We start from the raw sequence: 21,729 nt of genomic DNA on the forward strand, positions 1-21,729 counted from the left end.
CTGCGTCTCCAGGGCCATGAGGGCGTTGGCCTGGTGGCCGGGGTCCTGGTGGCTCTCGGCCATGGAGGCCAGCCTGTCCACCACCCTGGGCGAGCGCACGGCCTCCGTCTCCCGCACCGCGCGCAGGTAGAGCGACATCTCCGGCTCCTGCGTGGTGTGCGCCCACTCAATGACCTGGAGCGCCGCCTGGGCGTCCTTCCCGATGAGCTCGGCGAGCCGCTGCTCCAGGAAGAGCAGCGCGGCCTGATCATTCTGGGCGATGGCCTGCCGGATGGCGGCGCGCACGCCCTCGAGCCCATGCAGGGACTCGAGCTTCAGGTAGCCCGCGTAGCACGTGAGCCGGGCGAGGCGTGGCTCGGCGAGGGGCCGCTCGTCGACGGCCAGGGCCGGGGTGGTGCCGAGCGTGGCCAGCAGCGCACCCAGGCGCCAGCACCGGGAGAGTGAAGAATCCATGTGCGAGGCCTTCAACCTGACTCCCGCTGCCGTGACAACCCCCCCCGGGCATATGCATCCGGGCCCGAGACCGTATAAAACCGCTGCCGGGGTTTTTTCTCCCACCCTCAAATAAACTGAAAAAACCGGAATCAGCGGCGCCATGTAGGGGAATGCATGGTGGAAATCAAGCGGTGCGGCGGTCACGAATGAGTGACGCCGGTGGAGCACAGGCCGCGTGTTATGGAGCCCTCATGAACCACTCGCAGAGCAAGGCCCTCTTCTCCCGAGCGCAGGAGCGTATTCCGGGCGGTGTGAACTCCCCGGTGCGTGCCTTCCGGGGCGTCGGCGGTGAGCCCGTCTTCTTCAAGGAAGGCGCGGGCGCGTGGCTGACGGACGTGGACGACAACCGGTACGTGGACCTGGTGGGCAGCTGGGGCCCGCTCATCCTCGGCCATGCCTATCCGCCCGTGCTGGCGGCCATCACCGAGGCGGCCCGGCGGGGCACCACCTTCGGCGCGCCCACGGACCTCGAGGTCCAGTTCGCCGAGCTCCTCTGCGCCACGGTGCCGAGCGTGGAGAAGGTGCGGCTCGTTTCCAGCGGCACGGAGGCCACGGTGGCGGCCATCCGGCTGGCGCGCGGCTTCACGGGCCGCGACTACATCCTCAAGTTCGAGGGCTGCTTCCACGGCGCGGGAGACCCCTTCCTGGTGAAGGCGGGCAGCGGCGTGGAGACGCTGGGGCTGCCGGACTCGCCGGGCGTGCCCAGGGACGTGGCGGCCCTCACCCTCACGGCGCCGTACAACGACCTGGGCGCGGTGGAGAAGCTCTTCTCCGAGCGGGCCAAGGACATCGCCTGCGCCATCATCGAGCCCGTGGTGGGCAACATGGGCGTGCTCATCCCCGAGGAGGGCTACCTGCAGAACCTCCAGGCGCTGTGCCGCGCGCACGGCGTGCTCTTCATCCTGGACGAGGTGATGACGGGCTTCCGGCTCGCCCGCGGCGGCGCGCAGGAGGTGTACGGCCTGCGTCCGGACCTGAGCACCTTCGGCAAGGTGGTGGGCGGCGGCATGCCGCTGGCGGCCTACGGCGGCCGGCGCGACATCATGTCGAAGATTGCCCCCGAGGGCCCGGTGTACCAGTCGGGCACGCTGTCGGGGAATCCGGTGGCGGTGGCCGCGGGCATCGCGAGCCTCCAGGCGCTGCGCGCGCCGGGCGTCTACGAGCGCCTGGACTTCATCGGCCGGGAAATCGAGGCCGGCCTGCGCGCCGAGGCGGAGGAGAGCAAGGTCCCCGTCACCATCAACCGCGTGGGCAGCATGTTCACCGTCTTCTTCACCGAGGGGCCGGTGTTCGACTACGCGAGCGCGAAGAAGAGCGACGCGGCCCGCTACGGCCGCTTCTTCCACCTCATGCTGGAGGAGGGCGTGTACCTGCCGCCCAGCCAGTTCGAGGCGGCCTTCCTGTCGCTGGCCATCAACGAGCCCGAGGTGGCGCACATCCTCCGGGCGGCTCGCAAGGCGTTCCGCGCGCTTGGACAGGGCGCCTGAGACAGAGCAGAGCCCGGGGCCCATCCCCTTCGGCCCCTATACCCTGGTGCGGCGCATCGGGTATGGGGGCATGGGAGAGGTGTTCCTCGCGCGCGAGGAGCTCCAGGGCGAGGCGCCCGGCCGCGCCTGCGTGGTGAAGAAGGTGCTGCCGGGCCTGGCCGGCAACGCCAACTTCCTCGCCCGCTTCCGCGACGAGGCCCGCGTGGTGCTGCGCCTGTCCCACCCCAACATCGCCCGCGTGTGGGCCATGGGCGAGGTGTCCGGCGCGCTCTACCTCGCCATGGAGTACGTGGCGGGCAAGACGCTCAACCGGCTCGCCTGGCGCCTGCGCAACCGCGGAAAGTCTCTCCCCGTGGGGCTGGTGCTGCTCATCGGCGAGCGCATGTGCGAGGGCCTCGCGTACGCGCATGACGCCACGGACGAGCAGGGCCAGCCACTGCACCTGGTGCACCGGGACCTGTCCCCCGCCAACGTGTGCATCTCCTACGGGGGCGAGGTGAAAATCATCGACTTCGGCGCGGCGCAGTCCACGCTGAAGCAGGCGCAGACGGCGCCCAGCGTGGTGATGGGCAGCATCTCGTACATGGCGCCGGAGCAGGCCCGCAAGCGGCGCGTGGACCGGCGGGCGGACGTGTACGCGACGGGCGTGGTGCTCTGGGAGCTGCTCGCCTGGCGCCCCCTGGCGCAGAAGGGGGACGTCACCGAGCGGTGGAAGCGCGCGGCCTACCCCCAGTGGGAGCCGCCGGGCACCCACCGGCCCCTGCCGCCCGAGGTGGACGCGGTGGTGCTCAAGGCGCTGGCCGTGGAGCCCGAGGCGCGCTTCCCGGATGCCGCGGCGTTCGGGGCCGCGCTGCGCCAGCTGCGCGAGAAGTACGCGCCCGGCGTGGGCGACGCGGACCTGGCGCGGGTGATGGGCGAGGCCTTCGCCAAGGAGAAGGGGGTGGAGGACGGTGTGCTCGCGGAGCTGCTGCGGCGCGGGCCCCCACCCCAGCGGCCCATCCCCGAGCGGGAGATGCCCGCCTTCGCCCCGCCCACCGCGCTCGCCTTCGAGCACCGCGCCCTGGATGCCCCCGCCGGCTTCGTCCCCTCCGGCGAGGTGGTCGTCGTCGAGGAGTCCAAGCCCCAGGGGGGGCCGGAGGCAGCCGCGGGGGCTCCCGTCCCGACGCCGCACTCCCGCGAGGTGCGCGTGGCCTTCGACGTGGAACAGCCGGGAGAGGAGTCCGGGCTGGTGCGCGCCATCGAGGAAGGCGGAGAGGCCGAGGGCGGCGCAGCCGTGGCGTCCGCTCCCACCGCAACGCCGGCGCCGTCCTTCGGGGCCTGGCTCGCCGCCGGGCTGTTCCTCGCCGCGCTCGCGGTGGGCTTCCTCCTGGTGTGGCTGCTGGCGTGAGCCCCGAGCCCTTCACTTCGCGTGCCAGCGCCACGCACGGGAATTTCACGCCCGCCCCAATGGCTATCGGGAAGTGAACAGTCGTCACAATCGTATACCGGGGACGGATCGTGGCCCACGAGTGCACGGGGGGCGTGTGGTAGAGGCCGGACCCCAGGAGGCGTTTGTTGACCACTCGTATCCACGAGATTCTCAGGAAATATCCGTCCGAGCTGCTCACGGAGTGGCTCAACGCCATGACGGCGGGTGGGGTGCGCCGGGACGCGCTGATGAAGGAAGCGGAGCTGCGCGAGCAGTGCGCCGAGTTCCTCCGGCTGCTGACGCAGGCCACCGAGCAGGGCAATCTGACCGACATCACCGGCTCCGCGTTCACCCCGGCCCGGGAGATGCTGGAGCGGCTGTCGCGCTCGCGCAGCCTGCAGGGCTTCTCCCCCGCGGAGACGGCCACCTTCATCTTCAGCTTCAAGCAGCCCCTGTTCGACCGGATGCGCCGCGAGTACGCCAGTCAGCCGGAGGTGGTGGCCGATGAGATGTGGGGCGGCACCCTCCTGCTCGACAAGCTGGGCCTGTACACCACCGAGGTGCACCAGCGGGCGCGTGAGGAGGTCATCATGCGCCAGCAGCAGGAGATGATGGAGCTGTCCACCCCCGTGGTGCAGCTGTGGGATCGCATCGTCTGCCTGCCGCTCATCGGCACGTTGGACAGCGGGCGCACCCAGACGGTGATGGAGACGCTGCTGCAGCGCATTGTGGAGACGGGCGCGGAGATCGCCATCATCGACATCACCGGCGTGCCCACCGTGGACACGCTCACCGCCCAGCACCTCATCAAGACGGTGACGGCCACCCGGCTGATGGGCGCCGAGTGCGTCATCAGCGGCATCCGTCCCCAGATTGCCCAGACGATCGTCCACCTGGGCGTGGACCTGGCGGGCGTGGTGACCAAGTCCAGCGTGGCCGGGGCCTTCAGCTGGGCCCTCAAGCGTCTCAACCCGTCCGTCAGCGCTCAGGGCCCGCGCACGCCGGGCAAGGCCTAGCCGGAGTCATCACATGGAGCGCATTCCCATCCTCCGCATGGGGCGGGTGCTGCTGGTCACCATCCAGGTGGACATGCATGACCAGCTCGCGGTGACCCTGCAGGACGACCTGACCTCGAAGATCGTCGAGACGGGCGCGCGCGGCGTGCTCATCGACATCTCCTCGCTGGAGGTGGTGGACTCCTTCATCGGACGCATCCTCGGCAACATCGCCACCATGTCGCGTGTGCTGGATGCGCAGACGGTGGTGGTGGGCATGCAGCCGGCGGTGGCCATCACCCTGGTGGAGCTGGGCATGTCGTTGCCGGGCGTCCGCACCGCGCTCGACGTGGAGAAGGGCATGGCGCTGTTGCATGCCTCCATGGAGGACGACGAGGTCGTGCTCGAGGTCGCGGATGCAAGTCTTGAGGACTGAGGTGATGCCCATCCGCTCGGCGCAGGACCTGGTGCTCGTGCGCCAGGCCGTGCGCACGTGGTCGGCCGAGCTGAAGTTCAGCCTCGTGGAGCAGACCAAGATGGTGACCGCCGCCAGCGAGCTGGCGCGCAACACCCTGGACTACGGCAAGGGCGGACACGTCACCCTCGAGATGCTCCAGGAGGGCCTGCGCAAGGGGCTGCGGTTGTCCTTCGAGGACAAGGGGCCGGGTATTCCCGACATCGACCTGGCGCTGCGCGACGGATACACCTCGGGCGGCGGCATGGGGCTCGGGCTGGGGGGCGCCCGGCGGCTCGTGAACGAGTTCGACATCGTCTCCAAGGTAGGGGAGGGCACGAGGGTCACGGTGACACGATGGAAGTGAGCTCCACGGCGATTCCGGTGACGGAGAGCAGTCAGGCGGGACATGCGCGCCGGACGGCGGCGGCGCTGGCCGCCCGCCTGGGGTTCAGCGAGGAGGCCCAGGGCAAGGTGGCCCTCGTGGTGAGCGAGGCGGCCAAGAACCTGGTGGCCCATGCGCGCGAGGGCTTCATCCTCCTGCGCGCGCTCCATGGGGGCCCGCGCGTGGGCGTGGAGGTGCTCGCGCTGGACAAGGGCCCGGGCATCGCGGACGTGGAGCGCTGTCTGCGCGATGGTTTCTCCACCGCCGGCACCAGCGGCGTGGGGCTGGGCGCCATGCGGCGCATGTCCACCCTCTTCGACATCCACTCCGTGCCGGGCGTGGGCACGGCCGTGCTGGCCCAGCTGTGGGCCGAGCAGCCGCCCCCCGCCTCCCGCATGGAGGTGGGCGGGGTGTGCGTGCCCATGCCGGGCGAGGAGGTCTGCGGGGACTCCTGGGCGGTGGACACCCAGGCGGACCGCTGCCTCTTCCTCGTCGCGGATGGGCTTGGCCATGGGCCCGAGGCGGCCCGGGCCTCGCGCGCGGCGGTGGTGTCCTTCCTGGAGCAGGGCTCCCTCGAGCTGGTGGAGCTGCTGCGCGGCGCGCACCAGGAGCTGCGCAGCACCCGGGGCGCGGCGGTGTCCTTCGCCTCGGTGGACGGCGCCCAGCTGCACTACGCGGGCGTGGGCAACATCTCCGGGGCCGTGGTGTCCCCCGAGGGCACCATCCAGCGGCTGGTCTCCATGAATGGCACCCTGGGACACCAGGCGCCCCGCATGCAGCAGTTCAGCTACCCGTGGAAGGCGGGGGCCACCCTGGTGATGTGCTCGGACGGGCTGGCCACCCAGTGGCGGGTGGATGGCTATCCCGGGCTGCTCGCCCATCATCCCAGCCTTTTGGCCGGGGTGCTGTACCGGGACTTCGCCCGGGGCCGGGATGACGCCACGGTGCTCGTGGCGCGCGAGGCTTCCCGCGGAGGATTCCGGTGAGCTCCTCTCTCTTCCAGGCCGAGCTGCGCACCGGACAGGACGTGGTCAACACCCGCCAGCGGGGACGGCACATCGCCCAGTCCCTGGGCTTCGACGGGCAGGATCAGGTGCGCATCGCCACCGCCATCTCCGAGGTGGCGCGGCTCGCCGCCACCCAGGCCAACGGCCACATCGAGTTCCTGCTGGAGGAGATACCCGTGCCCTCCCTGCTCGTGCGGGTGCGCACCTCGGCGGCCAACGAGGGGCTCGCCGTGGGCAACACGCCGGAGACGCTCCGGCCCGGGCCCGCGCTCGCTCCGGCGCAGCGGCTGATGGACCGGGTGGTGCTGCGCAGGGACGGCGACGGGTGGCTCCTGCTGGAGCTGGTGCAGCGCCTGCCGCAGCTCTCCCCCATGCCCCAGGCGCTGGAGTCGCTCAAGGACGAGCTGGAGCGGCAGCGGCGCGCCAGTGCCGCCGACGAGCTGCAGAAGCAGAACGCGGACCTGCTGCGCATCCTCGACGAGCTGCAGGCGCGCAAGGCCGAGGTGGATCGGCTCAACCGCGAGCTGGAGGAGACCAACCGCGGCGTGGTGGCCCTCTACGCCGAGCTGGAGGAGAAGGCCGAGGCCCTGCGCCGCGCCTCGGACATGAAGACGCGCTTCATCTCCAATGTCAGCCACGAGCTGCGCACCCCCATCAGCTCCGTGCTCAACCTCTCGCGGCTGCTGCTGGACCGCATCGACGGGCCGCTCACCGCCGAGCAGGAGAAGCAGGTCCTCTTCATCCGCAAGTCCGGCGAGGCCCTCCAGGAGCTCATCGACGACCTGCTGGACCTGGCCAAGATCGAGTCCGGCCGCTCCGAGGTGCTGTGCACGCGCTTCTCCGTGGAGGCGCTGTTCGGCGCGCTGCGCGGGATGCTGCGGCCGCTGCGCGTGCACGAGGGCGTCTCGCTCGTCTTCGACGAGACGGACGGCCTGCCGGAGCTGCACACCGACGAGCGCAAGGTGTCCCAGATTCTGCGCAACCTCGTCTCCAACGCGCTCAAGTTCACCTCCCAGGGCGAGGTGCGGGTGTCGGCGAGGCCGGGCCCCGGGGACACGGTGGTGTTCTCCGTGCGGGACACCGGCGTGGGCATCGCCCCCGGGGACCAGGAGCGCATCTTCGAGGAGTTCGTCCAGGTGGAGGGGCCCCACCAGCAAGGGGTCAAGGGCACGGGCCTGGGGCTGCCCCTCTCCCGGCGGCTCGCGGAGCTGCTGGGCGGCGCGCTCACCGTGGAGAGCCAGCCGGGCCAGGGCAGCGCCTTCCATGCGGCGGTGTCGCGCGACTACACGCAGCGCTCCGGCGCGGCGGGGGAAGAAGGTGGGGACTCCCAGCAGTTGGAGCGCGATACGCCCCATGCCCGGACCGTGCTCATCATCGACGACGACGAGGTCGCCCGCTACCTGCTCCAGCGGCTGCTCGCGGATGCCTCGCTCCAGTTCCGGGAGGCCGCCTCGGGCTCCGAGGGGCTGCGGCTCGTGGGCGAGGTGCGGCCCGCCGCCATCCTGTTGGACCTCTCGCTGCCGGGCATGGACGGCTTCGAGGTGCTGGAGGCGCTCCGGCGCGAGCCCTCCACCCGCAACATCCCCGTCATCATCCACACCAGCCGCTCGCTGACCGAGCAGGAGCGCGGGCGCCTCCTCCCCCATGTGGTGGGCATCCTCTCCAAGAGTGGGCTCACCCGGGATGTGGCGCTCGAGCTGCTCCAGCGGGCACTCTCCGGCCCCGGCCAGGGGTCCGGCGGTGGTGCCGCCCGCTCCTGATCTCCGCCCCACCCGCCAGTTTTTGAGGAGACCGTCGTGTCTCACAGGGAAACCATCCTCCTCAACATCAACGACAACGAGGCCAACCGCTACGCCGTCACGCGCATGCTGCGGGCGGCGGGCTTCCAGGTGCGCGAAGGCGGCACCGGGGCCGAGGCGCTGAGGCTGGCCGCCGAGGTGCGGCCTGATCTCATCGTCCTGGACGTGAAGCTGCCGGACCTCAACGGCATCGAGGTGTGCCGGCGGCTGAAGGCGGAGCCGCGCACGGCGGGCATCGCCGTGCTGCACCTGTCGGCCAACTACATCCGCCCCGAGAACAAGGTGGAGGGGCTGGAGAGTGGCGCGGACGGCTACCTGGCCCAGCCGGTGGACGGAGGGGAGCTGCTGGCCACGGTGCGCGCGCTGCTGCGCATGCGCCGGGCGGAGGACGAGGCCCGCGCGGCGGCGGTGCAGTGGACGAGCACCTTCGACTCGCTGGGGGACGGGGTGTGCCTGCTGGATGGGAGCGGGTGGGTGATGCGCGCCAACCAGTCCCTGCTGCGGCTGCTCGGGCTCTCCGGGGAGCGGGTGTTGGGGCGGCCCTTCGAGGAGCTGATGCGGGCGGCGGCGGGCCCGGAAGCCGAGCTGCCGCCGAGCTGCGGCGCGGTGCTGTCCTGCCGGGAGGAGACCGAGGTGAGCCTGGGCGGGCGCTGGTACCGCGTGGCGGCCAACCCGGTGGCGGGCGCGGAGGGCACGGCGGTGGGGGCGGTGCGCATCCTCACGGACATCACCCCCCGGCGCGAGCTGGAGGACGCGCTGCGGCAGCGGGCGGCGGATCTGGCCGAGGCGGACCGGCGCAAGGACGAGTTCCTGGCCATGCTGGCGCACGAGTTGCGCAACCCCCTGGCGGCCATCACCAACGCGCTGCACCTGCAGGTGGCCACGCAGCCGGAGGGCGGCGAGTCCAAGTCCATGCGGGTGATGATGCGGCAGAGCCAGCACCTGGCGCGCATGGTGGATGATTTGCTGGACGTGTCGCGCTTCAACCGGGGCCACATCGAGCTGCGGCGGGCGCCGGTGGACCTGCGGCAGGTGGTGCAGCACAGCGTGGAGGCGCGCCGGCGGTCGCTGGAGGAGAAGGGGCTGCACCTGGAGGTGTCGCTGCCCGCCTCGGAGAGCCTGTGGCTGGACGGGGATGCCACGCGGCTGGAGCAGGTGGTGTCCAACCTGCTGGACAACGCGCGCAAGTACACCGGGCCCGGGGGCCACGTCTTCGTCGGGGTGACGGTGGAGCGGAGCGGGCAGGGGCGCCAGGCGGTGCTGCGCGTGCGGGACACGGGCATCGGCATGAGCCCGGAGCTGCGGGGGCGGGTGTTCGAGCTCTTCGTGCAGGCGCAGCAGCAGCTGGCGCGCACCTCGGGCGGACTGGGCATCGGGCTGACGCTGGTGCGGCGCCTGGTGGAGCTGCACGGCGGCGAGGTGACGGCGCACAGCGAGGGCGAGGGCCGGGGCAGCGAGCTGATGGTGCGGCTGCCCCTGGCGGCGGCGCAGCCCGTCGCCGCCGCGCCCGCGTCGGAGACGCCGCCTCCGGACACCGAGGCGCCCTCGGCGCGGCGGGTGCTGCTGGTGGAGGACAACGAGGACACGCGCGAGGTGCTGCGCGAGCTGCTGGAGATGTGGGGGCACCGGGTGGAGGTGGCGGAGGATGGCTTCAAGGGGGTGCAGCTCTTCCCCTCGCTGAAGCCGCACGTGGCCCTGGTGGACCTGGGGCTGCCGGGGATGGATGGCTTCCAGGTGGCGCGCCGGATTCGCGAGTCCGAGGGCGGCCGGGACGTCTTCCTGGTGGCCCTGACGGGCTACAGCGGCGAGCACCGGACGCAGGCGGTGGAGGCGGGCTTCAACCTGCACATGGTCAAGCCCGTCAAGCCGGACGAGCTGGAGCGGTTGCTGGAGCAGCTCCCGTGAAATCCGGGGGGGGACGCAACTTCCGTGACGCTCGTGAGACAATTCCATCGCCGTCACTGATTTTCAGTGCCTCCCCCCGGAGCCGCCCGTGAGCACCATCTCCTCCTCGTCCCGCACCCGCGCCGCCCTCACCCCGGCCGCCGCCTCGTCCACGCCCCCGCTGCCCACGGGCACCCTGTCCAAGGGGGCCTCGGGCCCGGCGGTGAAGCAGCTCCAGGGCGCCCTGGTGAAGCTGGGCTTCATGACCCAGGCGCAGATGAACACGGGCCCGGGGACCTTCGGACCCCAGACGGAGGCCTCGCTCAAGAAGTACCAGGCCGCCAACAAGCTGACGGCGGATGGCGTGTTCGGCCCGAAGACGCGCGCCGAGATGCTCAAGGACCTCACCCCGGCGAAGCCCGCCCCCGCGCCGGCCAAACCTTCCGGCGTGACGGCCCCCCCCGCGGGCCTGGAGCGCGGCAGCACCGGCGCCGCGGTGAAGCAGCTGCAGACGGCCCTGGTGAAGCTGGGCCACATGAGCCAGGCGCAGATGGACACCGGCCCGGGCGTCTACGGCCCGGCCACCGAGGCTGCGGTGAAGAAGTTCCAGGCGCAGTGGAAGCTGGGCGTGGACGGGGAGTACGGCGCCAGGACGAAGGCCGCCATGGACAAGGCGCTCGCCGGCCAGAAGCCGCCCGCGTCCACTCCGTCGACGCCGACCACCCCCACGCCTTCCACGGGCGGTGTGAAGAAGCCGGACATGAAGTGGGTGCCCTCGGCGAACTTCAGCTCGCGCGGCGGGGCGGACATCGACGCCATCGTCCTGCATCACACCGCCTCCAACAACGAGGCCGGCGACCTGGCCACGCTCACCAAGAAGGGCACGGACGTGAGCGCGCACTACCTCATCGGCCAGGACGGCACCATCTACCACCTGGTGGATGACAAGATGGCGGCGTGGCACGCGGGCGTGTCGTCGCTGCACGGGGACAAGAGCCCCAGCGTGAACGCGCGCTCCATCGGTATCGAGATTACGAACGACGGCAGCGGCAAGACGCCCTTCACCGAGGCCCAGTACAAGGCGCTGGAGAAGCTCGTGCCGTACCTGGCCAAGACGTACGACGTGCCCATGAAGAACATCCTGGGCCACAAGGACGTGGCCCCGGGCCGCAAGGTGGACCCGGCGAGCAACTTCAACTGGGATCGCATCCGCCGTGCCACCGACGCGGTCATCTGAGCCAGTACCCGCCGATACCTCGCTGATACCCCTCCAAATATCCCCTCTCCCGAGGGGAGAGGGGAAATCAGCGAACCCCCTGCGCGGTGTCCGATCCCCGGTTAGCTTGTCCGCCCTGTCCAGTTGGCACGAGGAGAGCGGATGACGACGATCAACGCGGCGGCGAGCGGTACCTTCCGGATTGGCGGCGACCTCGAGGTGAACCGCCTCGGGTTCGGCGCCATGCGCATCACGGGCAACGGCATCTGGGGAGACCCGGAGGACCCCAAGGAGGCGCGCCGCACCGTGGCGCGCGTCCCCGAGCTCGGCATCAACTTCATCGACACCGCCGACAGCTACGGCCCCTTCGTCAGTGAGGACATCCTCGCGGAGGTGCTCTCGCCGTACAAGAAGGGCCTGGTGATCGCCACCAAGGGCGGGCTCACCCGGCATGGGCCGAACATCTGGCTCCCCGTCGGCCGGCCCGAGTACCTCAGGCAGTGCGTGCTGATGAGCCTCCGGCGCCTGAAGCTGGAGCGCATCGACCTGTGGCAGCTGCACCGCATCGACCCGAAGGTGCCCCGTGACGAGCAGTTCGGCGCCATCGCGGGCATGCAGCGCGAGGGGCTCATCCGCCACGTCGGCCTGAGCGAGGTCTCCGTCGAGGAGATCCAGGCCGCGGGCCGCTTCTTCAAGGTCGCCACGGTGCAGAACCTCTACAACCTCGCCAACCGCCAGAGCGAGGCGGTGCTCGACCACTGCGAGAAGAACAACATCGGCTTCATCCCCTGGTACCCGCTCGCCGGTGGCCCGCTGGCCAGGGAGGGCGGGGCGCTCGACACGCTCGCCAAGAAGCTCGGGGCCTCGCCGTCGCAGATCGCGCTCGCGTGGGTGCTCGAGCGCTCGCCCGTCATGCTGCCCATCCCCGGTACCGGCAAGGTGAAGCACCTGGAGGAGAACACCGCGGCGGCCAACCTGAAGCTCGGTGACGAGGACTTCCGCGCGCTCGACGCCCAGGGGCAGGAGGCGTGGCGCGCGCAGAAGCGCTGAGGACGTCTCGTGCGGCCCGGGCTCAGCGCGTGTAGCGCTGCACGGTGGTGACGGCGGAGGCGAAGGTAGTGCCGCCCGTCACCAGCACCTGGCCCGAGTGCAGCAACGTCGCGGCATGACCGGTGAGCGGCGCGTTCAGCGCTCCCGCGGACATCCACGCGTCCGCCGACGGGTCATACAGCGACGCATACCCGTTGGAGTGCGTGAGCAGCACCTCGCCCGAGTAGAGCATCGTCGCGCTGATGACCTGGCCGCCGGAGTAGAGGGTGGGACCGAGGGTCCACGGGGTGGAGCTGTACGGGTCGTAGAACTCCACCTGCTCCGGGCCGCCGCCCGCGACGAGCACCTTGCCCGAGTAGAGCCGGACGGCGACGTGGTTGCCGCGCGCCCTGTTCATGGGCGGGAGGGCCGTCCAGGTGTTCGTGGACGGGTCATACTCGCGCGCGCTCTGGAGCGTGCCGAAGGGATAGAGGATGCCGCCCGTCACCAGCACCTTGCCCGAGTAGAGCAGGGTGGCGGTATGGCTGGAGCTGGCCGTGGGCGCGGAGGCCGCGGGGCTCCAGGTGTGGGTGGCCGGGTCGAACAGCTCCGCGGTGTTCGTCTCCCCGTCGGTGGAGCCGCCCCCCACCGCCAGCACCTTGCCCGAGTCGAGCAGGGTGGCCGTGTGGTTGCCGCGCGGCGTGGCCATGGGGGCCACGGCGGTCCACGTCCCCGTGGTCTGGTCGTACACTTCCGCGCTGTCGAGCCAGGTGAGCGGCCCCGTGCCGAGCCCACCGCCGGCCACCAGCACCTTGCTCGAGGAGAGGGCGGTCGCGGTGTGCCGCTCGTGCGCGGAGAGGGGCGCGGCCGTGGGCGTGGACACGTTGCTGTAGGGGTTGAACACCTCGGCGGTGGTGCCACCCACCACCAGCACATCGCCCGTGCCGTTGAGCAGGGTCGCGGTGTGGGCGGCGCGCGCGCTGGCCAGGGCGCCGGTGAGGCTCCAGGTTCCCACGCCCGAGGGCTCGGGCGCCGTCGAGGCCGTGACGGTGGGGGCCGTGGTGCTGGTGAAGAAGTCGGGGAACGTCGCGGTGTAGTAGGGGCCGCTCCCGGTCTCTCCGGGGATGACGCCGCCCTTCTCGCCCCGGACCTTCAGGGTGGTGCCATCGGCGAGGATGAACAGCTCGCCGTTGACGGAGGTGGGGCGGTAGTCGACGTGCGCCGCGATCGTCACGGAGCGCACCACCGACAGGGTGTCCGGGGCCACATGGCGGATTTCCAGCCAGGTGCCGGAGGAGCCGCTCGGCGAATACTTGTGGGTGTAGCTGACGGCGACCCCGAGGTCATTGGCGGCCAGCGACAGCTGGGGGACCGAGTATCCCCCCGGGAGCTCCACGCTCCCCGCGTCCCACGGACACGTGGCGGAGGCCTGCCGGGTGACGACGGGCACGTACGTGGGCGGGAAGGGCGGCATCACCTCCTTGTACGTGAGGGTGAAGGTGCATCCGCGCGACACCGCGGTGGTCAGCGCGGCGGTGCTCGTGACGAGCCGCGACGGCTCCTCGGTGGCGGACCCTCCACAGGCCTGCGTCAGGAGGGCGGCCGAGAGGGATGCTGCGAGCTTCAGGGTGCGCATGTGTTGGCTCCTTTGCGCGCCCATATTCCGGATCGGCTGCCATTCAGTCTATCCGTATTTTCCCTGCTTTACGCTTCTCTCTTTCCAAGACGCCAGGAGGTGGATGCTCTTGGTGCTCCCCCTTCATGTGTGCTCCGTCCACGACCGCCATCGCTCGATGGTCTGTCGCTGGCGGTGAACGGGCCAGTCAGGTTGAAAACCACATGGCTGTCCGGAGCGGATGTCCAGTTCCAGCGCCGCACGGGCCCGAGCGTCGAATGGACTCCGGGGGTGAGCCAACTCTTCGATGCATGCGTCCAGGGTGTAGTGCTGACCCAATCGCAGCCGTGACTTCCCTTCCAGTCGGGAGCGGTGCTCAGCCCACCATGCCCGCCACACGGCGCTATCGGTGCTCGGCCGTGTCACCTCTCGCGCGGACTCCTCCGCAGCGCCCTCATCAGCCGCCTCTTCATCAAAGACATGGCTCTTCTCCGTGAGCCCCGCGCCGGTCATCAGCGCCAGCGCCGAGGCCGCTGCTTCTCTCACTTCGGCTTGGGGGTGCTCCAGGTGCTCGAGGAGCAGCGGAACGGCCGCGGGCACTCCAAGGATGCCGATGGCTTCGAGGGTGGTCCTGACCAACTCGGGCCGGCGACTGAGTTGGCGTAACGAACTGAAGTCCTGGGGCGCTCCGGCCAGCCCAAGGAGCCAGGGGATTCTCGGAACGAGGGGGCCCGCAGCCTGGGCGGCCTGGCGACAGGCCTGCAAAGCACGAGATGAGCCGAGCCGCAGCGACGCGAGGAGCCATATGTCCAGTTCCTCTGGGGGTGCCTCGGTCAGCTTCCGTTCCAACACGGGAAGCGCGGGGCTGTGGCCAAGTTCTGATACCGCGAGCGCTGCGGCGGCGCGAACCTCCGGTACGGCATCCTCGAGCAGCGGTAGGAGTGGTCCGGCCCCTGTTTCATGGCGATGCCCGAGGATACGCGCGGTGGTGGCCCGTACCTCCGGACGTGGCGAGGACAGCAATGCCTCGAGTCTTTCGGAAAGTTGCGGATGCAGCACCAGGGAGAGGGCCTCGGTGAAACACGGCAGCCGCGCCTCGTCCGCTTCCCCGAGGCGGATGGGTGCTCCAGGAGTGAGCGGGGAGTCAAGCCACCACCAACGAAGTCTGGTTGCCGAGAATGTCGCTGATGCGTTCCAGCTCGCGGGGGGTCCGGGCGGCGACCGTGACGCCCATGAGGCCTCCCGCGTCGTCGAGCCGCACATACAGGGCGGCATCCGCTCGGTCGTAGAAGCGATAGGCCACACTGGTTCTGGCCACGCGCTCGAACCCCAGGCGTTGGGCCCTCTCATCGACGATACGCGCGAGCGCTACTGGACTCGCGATGGGCGCCTGTTTCCTGTTCTTCGTGGACGGGGTCAGGAGTCGTTGACGGTCGAAATCCTCCATGCGTTTTTCCGAGAAGGCCAGGGAGAGGAGGAAGTCATTCAGAGAAGGATCCAGTGAGTCGAAGTATCCATCCCTGGAGAACTCACCCATGCTGGGAAAGCGCACGACGGGGCAGTCTCTTTGCCCTGGCCTGGTGCATTCCAGATAGTAATCCATCTGGGGATCATCCTCCTGGATGGCGAAGAGGATGTAGCCTCTGGGGGGCGGCCAGTCGCCGCTCTTGTAGAATTCCAGGATGCGTTCGATGTGGAAGTCGATTCCCTCGATTTCGAGTCCGCCCATGTCCCGCCCCATGCGGGTGAGGAACTCGCGGTAGCTGTCTGGGAGCGGCTGACCCGCGAGCACTTCGAGGTTCCGGATCTCCTCGGGCCCGGCTCCCCGGAGCCTGCGGGAGTAGCCCGGGTCATAGCGCTCGACGAGGGCGATGAATTCTTGGAGCATGTCTGTCTTTTCCCTCCTTGAATCAAGGACACGGACGAGCACCGCATAGCAAGCAGGGGAGTGCGCTCTGGCAGGTCCGGCACGAGGGAACCGTATCCCCATCGCGGAACTGATGCTTGACCGTCCTGCCATTCTTTCGATAACGCACCCGGACGCTCTTCTGGGGATCCGTGGGTGAATAGAACTGTTCGGTCATGAGGTATGGCTTGTGACCGGCCTTCTGCATGGCCTGGATGAGCTTGGGGGCCGCGCACACGCCAAAGCGGTTGTTGTTCTTGCCCGGAAGGGCTTTGTGGAGGTTCAGCAGCCGATCCTCCTGCGTGGGCGAAAGCGGGCCATTGGCGTTTTGCAGGGGAGGTGTGACGGGTCCTGCCAGTTTCCATCCCAGGGACTGTACTGCGGCTTTGAACCCATCCGTCTCGGCGCCAGACATCGCGGCGTAGACCTCACTGCCACACTGGCAGAGCAAGACGCCAATCATGTACCCAGCTCCCCTCCTGAGCACGCGCGTCTTGCCGATCTGATCGTTGAGCGTCTTGATCTGGGAGGACACCGCCTTGGTGTTGCCTCCCTGGTCCTTCAGTGTCGCCAGGGTGGTTTCGAGCCCTTGCCGGGTTTGCTGGAGAGCGGCCTCTTGTGCCCGTTTCGCATCGAGCTCCTTCACCAGGGTGTGTGTGTTGCCCTTGGTGGTCGTGTGCTCATGGAGCCGGTGCGATTCCTTGGGCTGCTGACAGAGGTCGCAAGGGCCCAGGGGAGCGCGGTCATCACCATAGGCGAAGCCGGTCCGCCCATTCTGGGCGAATGCGCTGTTGAAGGTATTGCCATTGTGCTGGGTAGGTTCCAGGAATCCCCTGGTTCATCGCCACTGCTCGTACCCAGGTTTGAATCCTTGAGGGCCACGGGATTGCCTTCGAGCGTCACGGACGTGCTCCCCTTGGATAGAGCTCCGTCTCGAGCCACGTTCACGTAGGGAACAGGCACGGGCCCACCAGGAGAGGGCGTCTTGCACACATCTGGCACCGCGCAGGTATTGACCTGGCCGTCTCCCTTGTGAACCACCGACCGGCCATTGGCGTACACCTTGCTCATGTATCCCCCTCAATGATGCAGGTCCCGACTTGTCCCGCATCAGCACAACCGTAGACCAGGATGCGGACAGGCTCTTCCGAGACCTTTTCCAACCTGCCCAGCAGGTGCAGCGCGCTACCGAGTTGGATGGCTCCCGCTGCCGCACCTGCGTCTCCGAGGCTCTCGGCGATCTGGCTCATCGTCAGCGGCTCTGGCATCAGTGCTGCGTTGCGCAGGTAGGCGTAGTTGAACTCCTGCGCCCAGAAGGTCTCCCCTGTCTGGCACGACAGGATGTGGTCCACCCGCCGGGCTCCCGTCAAGGGATGGAGCCGGAGCTGACGGAAGGCGTTCGTCAGTCCCTCCGCCATGTTGGGCTTGTGCTGCAGGAAGGAATGCGGCTCGTGTGACAGGGCACAGCCCAACACCCGACCTCGTGATTTCAGCCGTCCTTGACGGGAGAACTCCGCGGAAGTCAGGAGGATGAAGCCAGCTCCCTCCCCTGGCAGGATGCCGTCCGGCATTCCAGGCCCCAGGGTCCGGCCAGTTTGCGCGTGGTGTGCCAGAGACTGACGGTCGCACATCGAATCCACGCCGCCCACCAGGACCCAGGGGGCGCGGCGGGATTTCAGGAGCTGGGTGGCCTCGGCCAGTGCGCGGAAGAATCCCGCACGACCTTCGTGGAAGAGCGCGTCCCTGGAGACCTTCAACCGCACCGGAGCTGCCGCGCGGTTGAGTTCCTCTCGTACAGCTTTCAGGTCGAAGGGAGCACCACTCCCCGGTTCCGGCAACGCCAGCAACAGCGGCAGCTCGGCAACACCAGGCGGATCCACGTCCTTGAGTGCCTCTTGGAGCGCCGTCACCGCCAGCGGCACCATTCGCTCTGAACGCGAAAGACTGGGCTCCAGGAGTCTCAGCACCGAGGCGCGGACCGGCTCGCCTGTGGAATCCAGGACGTCCGTTTCGAAGAATCGTACGGTGCCCGCGGCCATCTCCGCCTGGGTGGTTCGTGCGGTCAACCCGAGCGGGGTACACAGCCCCAGCCCAACGATCACCATCTCGTCCGAGCCACGTTGTCGTGCGTTCACCTGGGCATCTCCTCCCAGGGTTCCAATTCCCGGACGAGGCTGTACTCGTGATGGGTCAGCTCGCGATGGGCCGGGATGGCGGCGCGCCAGAGGAGTGTCAGCGCTCGTTCGTCGGGATCGATCTGTACCGCGTCCAGCACCAGCTCCCGCCGGTCGACACGGTGGCGGAATACGCACTTCACCATCAGCCGATGATGAGGAAGGGGGAACGCCATCTGGCCATCAGGTGATAGCCCCGCGAGCACCACCGGTTCTCCACCCTTCAGTCCCGGCGAGGCGACGAGCCCCGGCGCCGCGGCGTTGAAGAACCGCACGTCGAAGTCGGGTGGCCACAGCGGGGCGCGCTGCTGCACCCACTCCTCATCATAGGTTCCTGCGAGCCCCAGGCGCGGTTGCCAGTTCCGGGCAATGGGGCCGAATCCCACCGGATTCACCCGATCTGTCGGGCCGCGCATCAGCTGGAAGGGATCCTCCAGATTCGGAAGAGGTTGTTCGACAGCTTCTTTCGTGGAGCCATACAACCCGACCCCCACCGGGTTGCGCGGCTCGTGGGCAGGAGGCTCATCGCCCGCCACCTGGGCGGTCCCACCGAAGCTGCGCTCGTATCGGAGCGGCATGAACTCGAAGGGACGCGGTTCCGAGGCCTTGAGCCCCGAAACGCCTCGGTACCACACCCGGGTTCCAAAGACGTGTATCCCTTTTTGATAGGGGCCCACCCTTACGGCGGCGAGCATCTCGGTCACAGGCCGGCCTCGAGGGGCTCACGCGTGGCCCGAGACGTAGATATCGGTCCCCAGGCGCTGATAGGCGGTCTGTCCTTCGTAGCGCAAGCTGGATGTGCCCGGCTTTCCCCAGTAGACGTCCTCCATCACGGGAGGGCGCTGCTCCTCACTCAACCTGGGGGGAACGGAAGGTCGGCCCGCGGGAGGCAGGTCGAATCTACCCGCCACGCAGATGACCAACAGCTCTTCTCCCTCCTTGTTCATGGAGGGCACATCCACCGCATGGAAGGGGCTCAGGTTCTCGAGGTTCGGCATGCGGTCCAGATGTTTCCCTGGTGCGATTATACCAAGAGCTGGATGCCGTGGTCGCCGACCTGCGCTATGTGGAGGGCATGGCGATTGAGACCGAGTCGGGAGTGACGCTCCCCTTCGACCGCTTCTGGGACTGGATCCTGGATCACACCAACTGCATCCTCAGCGTCGGCACGGAGGAGTCCTGGCTGTACGACGCCGAGGCGCTCCACTGGGTGCTCTTCTCGGAGGAGAACGGCTCGCCCGTGGTGCAGCTCATCCTGGGCAAGCGGCTGGTGGGGGAGATGGTGCTCGACACCACGGACCTGCACCAGGTGCAGGTGATGGTGGATCCGGACAACGTGGAGCGCGGTTACTTCCTCTTCAAGGTGGTGGGGGGCCTGAAGTCGGCCCCCCGGGTGCGCTACACCTTCCAGCTCGCCCACGGGCTGGAGAACCTGCCCACCCCGCACGTGGCGGGGTTGAAGCACTGAGCGCGGCTCACGGCTTCTTCGTGGGCTTGTTGATGTCCGCGAAGAAGTCGTTGCCCTTGTCGTCCACGACGATGAAGGCCGGGAAGTCCACCACGTCGATCTTCCAGACGGCCTCCATGCCCAGCTCGGGGTACTCGAGCACTTCCACCTTCTTGATGCAGTCCTTGGCCAGCCGCGCCGCCGGGCCACCGATGGAGCCCAGGTAGAAGCCGCCGTGCTGCTTGCAGGCCGCCGTGACGGCCGGCGAGCGGTTGCCCTTGGCCAGCATCACGAAGCTGCCGCCCTGCGCCTGGAACTGGTCCACGTAGGCGTCCATGCGGCCCGCCGTCGTCGGACCGAACGAGCCGGAGGCGTAGCCCTCGGGCGTCTTGGCCGGGCCGGCGTAGTACACCATGTAGTCCTTGAGGTACTGCGGCATGCCCTCGCCGCAGTCCAGGCGCTCCTTGATCTTGGCGTGGGCGATGTCGCGCGCCACCACCATGGGGCCGGAGAGCGACAGGCGCGTCTTGATGGGGTAGCGCGACAGCTCGGCGCGGATGTCCGCCATGGGGCGGTTCAGGTCGATCTTCACCACGTCGCCCGACAGGTCCGCGTCCTTCGTCTCGGGCAGGTACTTCGCCGGGTCCGCCTCCAGCTGCTCCAGGAAGACGCCGTCCTTCGTGATTTTTCCGAGCGCCTGGCGGTCCGCGGAGCAGGAGACGGCGATGGCCACCGGGCAGGAAGCGCCGTGGCGGGGCAGGCGGATGACGCGCACGTCATGGCAGAAGTACTTGCCGCCGAACTGGGCGCCGATGCCGGTGCGCTGGGTGAGCTTGAGGACCTCCTGCTCCAGTGCCACGTCGCGGAAGCCGCGGCCGAGCGCGTTGCCCTCGGTGGGCAGCGAGTCCAGGTAGCGCGCCGAGGCGTACTTGGCCGTCTTGAGCGCGAACTCGGCCGAGGTGCCGCCCACCACGATGGCCAGGTGGTACGGCGGGCAGGCCGCGGTGCCCAGCGAGCGAATCTTGGACTCGAGGAACGTCAGGAGGCTCTGCGGGTTGAGGACCGCCTTGGTCTCCTGGAAGAGGTAGCTCTTGTTGGCCGAGCCGCCGCCCTTGGCCATGAAGAGGAACTTGTAGGCGTCGCCGTCGGTGGCGTAGAGCTCGATCTGCGCGGGGAGGTTGTTGTTGGTGTTGACCTCCTTGTACATGTCGAGCGGCGCCATCTGCGAGTAGCGCAGGTTGGCGGTGCGGTAGGTGTCGAAGACGCCGCGCGAGATGGCGGCCTCGTCACCGCCGCCCGTCATCACGTACTGGCCCTTCTTGCCCATGACGATGGCGGTGCCGGTGTCCTGGCAGGAGGGGAGCACGCCACCGGCGGCGATGTTGGCGTTCTTGAGCAGCTCGAGCGCCACGAAGCGGTCGTTGGACGAGGCCTCGGGGTCCTGGAGGATGTGGGCGAGCTGCTGGAGGTGACCGGGCCGCAGGAGGTGGGAGATGTCCCGCATGGCCTCGCGGGTGAGGAGCGTGAGCGCCTCGGGGGCGACCTGGAGGAAGGTCTTCCCGCCGGCCTCGAAGGTGGAGACGTGGTCCTTCGTGAGCAGCCGGTAGGGCGTCTCGTCCTTGCCGAGCGGCAGCATGTCCTGGAACTGGAAGTCGTTCATCGTGGCCTTCTCCAACGGTTGGCTGCGCCGATTGTCGGCGCAGAGCGGCCCGTCCGGGGAGCCTTCCGGAAACACATCGAAAACCTACCCTCATGCGAGCAACGAGCCATTGTAGGGGAGCCGCCCGCCGGCCCTGGGGGCGGCCGGGGGTGGTGGGCTCCGCGCACCCGGCGCGGTTGAGGGCCGTCCAGGCGGGCGGGGGGCCCTCTCTTGCCTGTTCAGGGCGCTCCCTGTCACGCTTCGTGGGATGGTGACCCCGAGCAACATCACCTTCGATGATTCCTTGTGGCCGCTGCTCATCGTGCGTTTCTCCGGCACGCCGAACAAGCAGCAGTTCGAGGAGTACATGGCCATGCGGGGGCGCTATCTGGCGCGCAACCAGAAGCACGCGCTCATCTACGACACGGTGCGCTTCAACGTGCTCAACCCCGAGCAGCGCCAGCGGCAGATCGACTGGCTCAAGCAGCACAAGGAGCTCCTGGGGAAGCTCTCGCTGGGCAGTGCGCTCGTCATCACCTCGCCCGTCATCCGGCTGTCGTTGAGCCTCGTCCTCCAGTTCTCCCAGGCGAGCGCGCCGTACCATGCCGCGCGTTCGATGCCCGATGCCGCGAGCTGGTGTGCGGGACGTCTCGCGAGCGCCGGTCTCCTTACGGAGGCCCGGCGCGTCCGGACGCACTTCGGGCTGGCGCCGCGTCAGGGCACGGCCTGAGCCGGTCCGGAGGCGAAGCCGAGCAACTGGTCCGACTGTCGGACCAGTGGGTGCCTCGC

General features: G+C 69.0%; 19 protein-coding genes and 2 pseudogenes. 12 read left to right on the forward strand and 9 right to left on the reverse strand.

Annotated features, from left to right (window positions below; all coding sequences use genetic code 11):
* Positions 1-453, reverse strand: a pseudogene (locus tag VFZ09_RS09570) (hypothetical protein); the annotation flags it as partial.
* A 233-nt stretch (positions 454-686) separates the two neighbouring features.
* Here VFZ09_RS09570 and hemL point away from each other — a divergent pair.
* From hemL to VFZ09_RS09620, 10 genes are all read left to right on the forward strand, one after another.
* Positions 687-1,982 (forward strand): glutamate-1-semialdehyde 2,1-aminomutase, encoded by a 1,296-nt coding sequence (gene hemL, locus VFZ09_RS09575; RefSeq protein ID WP_329727205.1) that lies wholly within the window; start codon positions 687-689, stop codon positions 1,980-1,982.
* Positions 1,966-3,369, forward strand: a complete 1,404-nt coding sequence (locus tag VFZ09_RS09580) for a serine/threonine-protein kinase (protein WP_329727206.1) — start codon at positions 1,966-1,968, stop codon at positions 3,367-3,369. The genes hemL and VFZ09_RS09580 overlap by 17 nt, the downstream gene beginning before the upstream one ends.
* Before the next feature lie 167 nt (positions 3,370-3,536).
* A complete protein-coding gene (locus VFZ09_RS09585; protein WP_329727207.1) occupies positions 3,537-4,406 on the forward strand; it encodes an STAS domain-containing protein in 870 nt (289 codons plus the stop codon).
* Positions 4,407-4,419: 13 nt separating this feature from the next.
* Positions 4,420-4,821: an STAS domain-containing protein gene (locus VFZ09_RS09590; protein WP_329727208.1), complete on the forward strand. Its 402-nt coding sequence runs from the start codon at positions 4,420-4,422 to the stop codon at positions 4,819-4,821.
* Positions 4,822-4,825: 4 nt separating this feature from the next.
* On the forward strand, positions 4,826-5,206 hold the full coding sequence (locus VFZ09_RS09595; protein WP_329727209.1) for an anti-sigma regulatory factor: 381 nt from the start codon (positions 4,826-4,828) through the stop codon (positions 5,204-5,206).
* Positions 5,197-6,210, forward strand: a complete 1,014-nt coding sequence (locus tag VFZ09_RS09600; RefSeq protein WP_329727210.1) for an ATP-binding SpoIIE family protein phosphatase — start codon at positions 5,197-5,199, stop codon at positions 6,208-6,210. The genes VFZ09_RS09595 and VFZ09_RS09600 overlap by 10 nt, the downstream gene beginning before the upstream one ends.
* On the forward strand, positions 6,207-7,991 hold the full coding sequence (locus VFZ09_RS09605) for an ATP-binding protein (RefSeq protein WP_329727211.1): 1,785 nt from the start codon (positions 6,207-6,209) through the stop codon (positions 7,989-7,991). The genes VFZ09_RS09600 and VFZ09_RS09605 overlap by 4 nt, the downstream gene beginning before the upstream one ends.
* 36 nt (positions 7,992-8,027) lie before the next feature.
* Positions 8,028-9,935: a hybrid sensor histidine kinase/response regulator gene (locus VFZ09_RS09610; protein ID WP_329727212.1), complete on the forward strand. Its 1,908-nt coding sequence runs from the start codon at positions 8,028-8,030 to the stop codon at positions 9,933-9,935.
* Between the two features lie 88 nt (positions 9,936-10,023).
* Positions 10,024-11,151, forward strand: a complete 1,128-nt coding sequence (locus VFZ09_RS09615) for a peptidoglycan recognition protein family protein (protein WP_329727213.1) — start codon at positions 10,024-10,026, stop codon at positions 11,149-11,151.
* Positions 11,152-11,292: 141 nt separating this feature from the next.
* Positions 11,293-12,180, forward strand: a complete 888-nt coding sequence (locus VFZ09_RS09620) for an aldo/keto reductase (protein WP_329727214.1) — start codon at positions 11,293-11,295, stop codon at positions 12,178-12,180.
* Between the two features lie 22 nt (positions 12,181-12,202).
* Here VFZ09_RS09620 and VFZ09_RS09625 read toward each other — a convergent pair whose 3' ends face one another.
* The 7 genes and pseudogenes from VFZ09_RS09625 to VFZ09_RS09645 form a co-directional block, all read right to left on the reverse strand.
* The gene (locus tag VFZ09_RS09625) at positions 12,203-13,795 is read right to left on the reverse strand and encodes a Kelch repeat-containing protein (protein WP_329727215.1); all 1,593 of its coding nucleotides are present in this window, start codon (positions 13,793-13,795) and stop codon (positions 12,203-12,205) included.
* 123 nt (positions 13,796-13,918) lie between these two features.
* Positions 13,919-15,037: a HEAT repeat domain-containing protein gene (locus tag VFZ09_RS51600; protein ID WP_414640687.1), complete on the reverse strand. Its 1,119-nt coding sequence runs from the start codon at positions 15,035-15,037 to the stop codon at positions 13,919-13,921.
* Positions 14,919-15,662 carry an SMI1/KNR4 family protein gene (locus tag VFZ09_RS09630; protein ID WP_329727216.1) on the reverse strand — a complete coding sequence of 248 codons (744 nt, stop codon included), beginning with the start codon at positions 15,660-15,662 and terminating at the stop codon, positions 14,919-14,921. The genes VFZ09_RS51600 and VFZ09_RS09630 overlap by 119 nt, the downstream gene beginning before the upstream one ends.
* A gap of 22 nt (positions 15,663-15,684) precedes the next feature.
* Positions 15,685-16,326 carry a hypothetical protein gene (locus VFZ09_RS09635; protein WP_329727217.1) on the reverse strand — a complete coding sequence of 214 codons (642 nt, stop codon included), beginning with the start codon at positions 16,324-16,326 and terminating at the stop codon, positions 15,685-15,687.
* On the reverse strand, positions 16,323-16,751 hold the full coding sequence (locus VFZ09_RS51605) for a PAAR-like domain-containing protein (RefSeq protein WP_414640688.1): 429 nt from the start codon (positions 16,749-16,751) through the stop codon (positions 16,323-16,325). Before VFZ09_RS51605 ends, VFZ09_RS09635 begins: the two co-directional genes overlap by 4 nt.
* On the reverse strand, positions 16,748-17,815 hold the full coding sequence (locus tag VFZ09_RS09640; RefSeq protein WP_329727218.1) for a 3-oxoacyl-ACP synthase: 1,068 nt from the start codon (positions 17,813-17,815) through the stop codon (positions 16,748-16,750). The genes VFZ09_RS51605 and VFZ09_RS09640 overlap by 4 nt, the downstream gene beginning before the upstream one ends.
* Positions 17,812-18,852: pseudogene (locus VFZ09_RS09645) on the reverse strand (DUF2169 family type VI secretion system accessory protein). The gene VFZ09_RS09640 and the pseudogene VFZ09_RS09645 overlap by 4 nt, the downstream one beginning before the upstream one ends.
* A gap of 77 nt (positions 18,853-18,929) precedes the next feature.
* On the opposite strand from VFZ09_RS09645, the gene VFZ09_RS09650 reads away from it, so the two are divergent.
* Positions 18,930-19,322 carry a hypothetical protein gene (locus tag VFZ09_RS09650; protein ID WP_329727219.1) on the forward strand — a complete coding sequence of 131 codons (393 nt, stop codon included), beginning with the start codon at positions 18,930-18,932 and terminating at the stop codon, positions 19,320-19,322.
* 7 nt (positions 19,323-19,329) lie between these two features.
* Here the strand turns inward: VFZ09_RS09650 and VFZ09_RS09655 are convergent, their stop codons facing one another.
* The gene (locus VFZ09_RS09655; RefSeq protein ID WP_329727220.1) at positions 19,330-20,961 is read right to left on the reverse strand and encodes a fumarate hydratase; all 1,632 of its coding nucleotides are present in this window, start codon (positions 20,959-20,961) and stop codon (positions 19,330-19,332) included.
* A gap of 247 nt (positions 20,962-21,208) precedes the next feature.
* On the opposite strand from VFZ09_RS09655, the gene VFZ09_RS09660 reads away from it, so the two are divergent.
* Positions 21,209-21,670: a hypothetical protein gene (locus VFZ09_RS09660; protein WP_329727221.1), complete on the forward strand. Its 462-nt coding sequence runs from the start codon at positions 21,209-21,211 to the stop codon at positions 21,668-21,670.
* Positions 21,671-21,729 lie beyond the last annotated feature (59 nt).

Source organism: Archangium sp., from assembly GCF_036277355.1.
Classification (GTDB): Bacteria; Myxococcota; Myxococcia; order Myxococcales; family Myxococcaceae; genus Archangium.

Bases quoted from the DNA above. Each gene is read 5' to 3' on its own strand.
- VFZ09_RS09600 (WP_329727210.1), top strand. From the start codon at position 5,197: ATGGAAGTGAGCTCCACGGCGATTCCGGTGACGGAGAGCAGTCAGGCG.
- hemL (WP_329727205.1), top strand. From the start codon at position 687: ATGAACCACTCGCAGAGCAAGGCCCTCTTCTCCCGAGCGCAGGAGCGT.
- VFZ09_RS09650 (WP_329727219.1), top strand. From the start codon at position 18,930: ATGGCGATTGAGACCGAGTCGGGAGTGACGCTCCCCTTCGACCGCTTC.
- VFZ09_RS09625 (WP_329727215.1), bottom strand. From the start codon at position 13,795: ATGCGCACCCTGAAGCTCGCAGCATCCCTCTCGGCCGCCCTCCTGACG.
- VFZ09_RS51605 (WP_414640688.1), bottom strand. From the start codon at position 16,751: ATGAGCAAGGTGTACGCCAATGGCCGGTCGGTGGTTCACAAGGGAGAC.
- VFZ09_RS09590 (WP_329727208.1), top strand. From the start codon at position 4,420: ATGGAGCGCATTCCCATCCTCCGCATGGGGCGGGTGCTGCTGGTCACC.
- VFZ09_RS09655 (WP_329727220.1), bottom strand. From the start codon at position 20,961: ATGAACGACTTCCAGTTCCAGGACATGCTGCCGCTCGGCAAGGACGAG.
- VFZ09_RS09595 (WP_329727209.1), top strand. From the start codon at position 4,826: ATGCCCATCCGCTCGGCGCAGGACCTGGTGCTCGTGCGCCAGGCCGTG.
- VFZ09_RS09630 (WP_329727216.1), bottom strand. From the start codon at position 15,662: ATGCTCCAAGAATTCATCGCCCTCGTCGAGCGCTATGACCCGGGCTAC.
- VFZ09_RS09660 (WP_329727221.1), top strand. From the start codon at position 21,209: ATGGTGACCCCGAGCAACATCACCTTCGATGATTCCTTGTGGCCGCTG.
- VFZ09_RS51600 (WP_414640687.1), bottom strand. From the start codon at position 15,037: ATGTGCGGCTCGACGACGCGGGAGGCCTCATGGGCGTCACGGTCGCCG.
- VFZ09_RS09620 (WP_329727214.1), top strand. From the start codon at position 11,293: ATGACGACGATCAACGCGGCGGCGAGCGGTACCTTCCGGATTGGCGGC.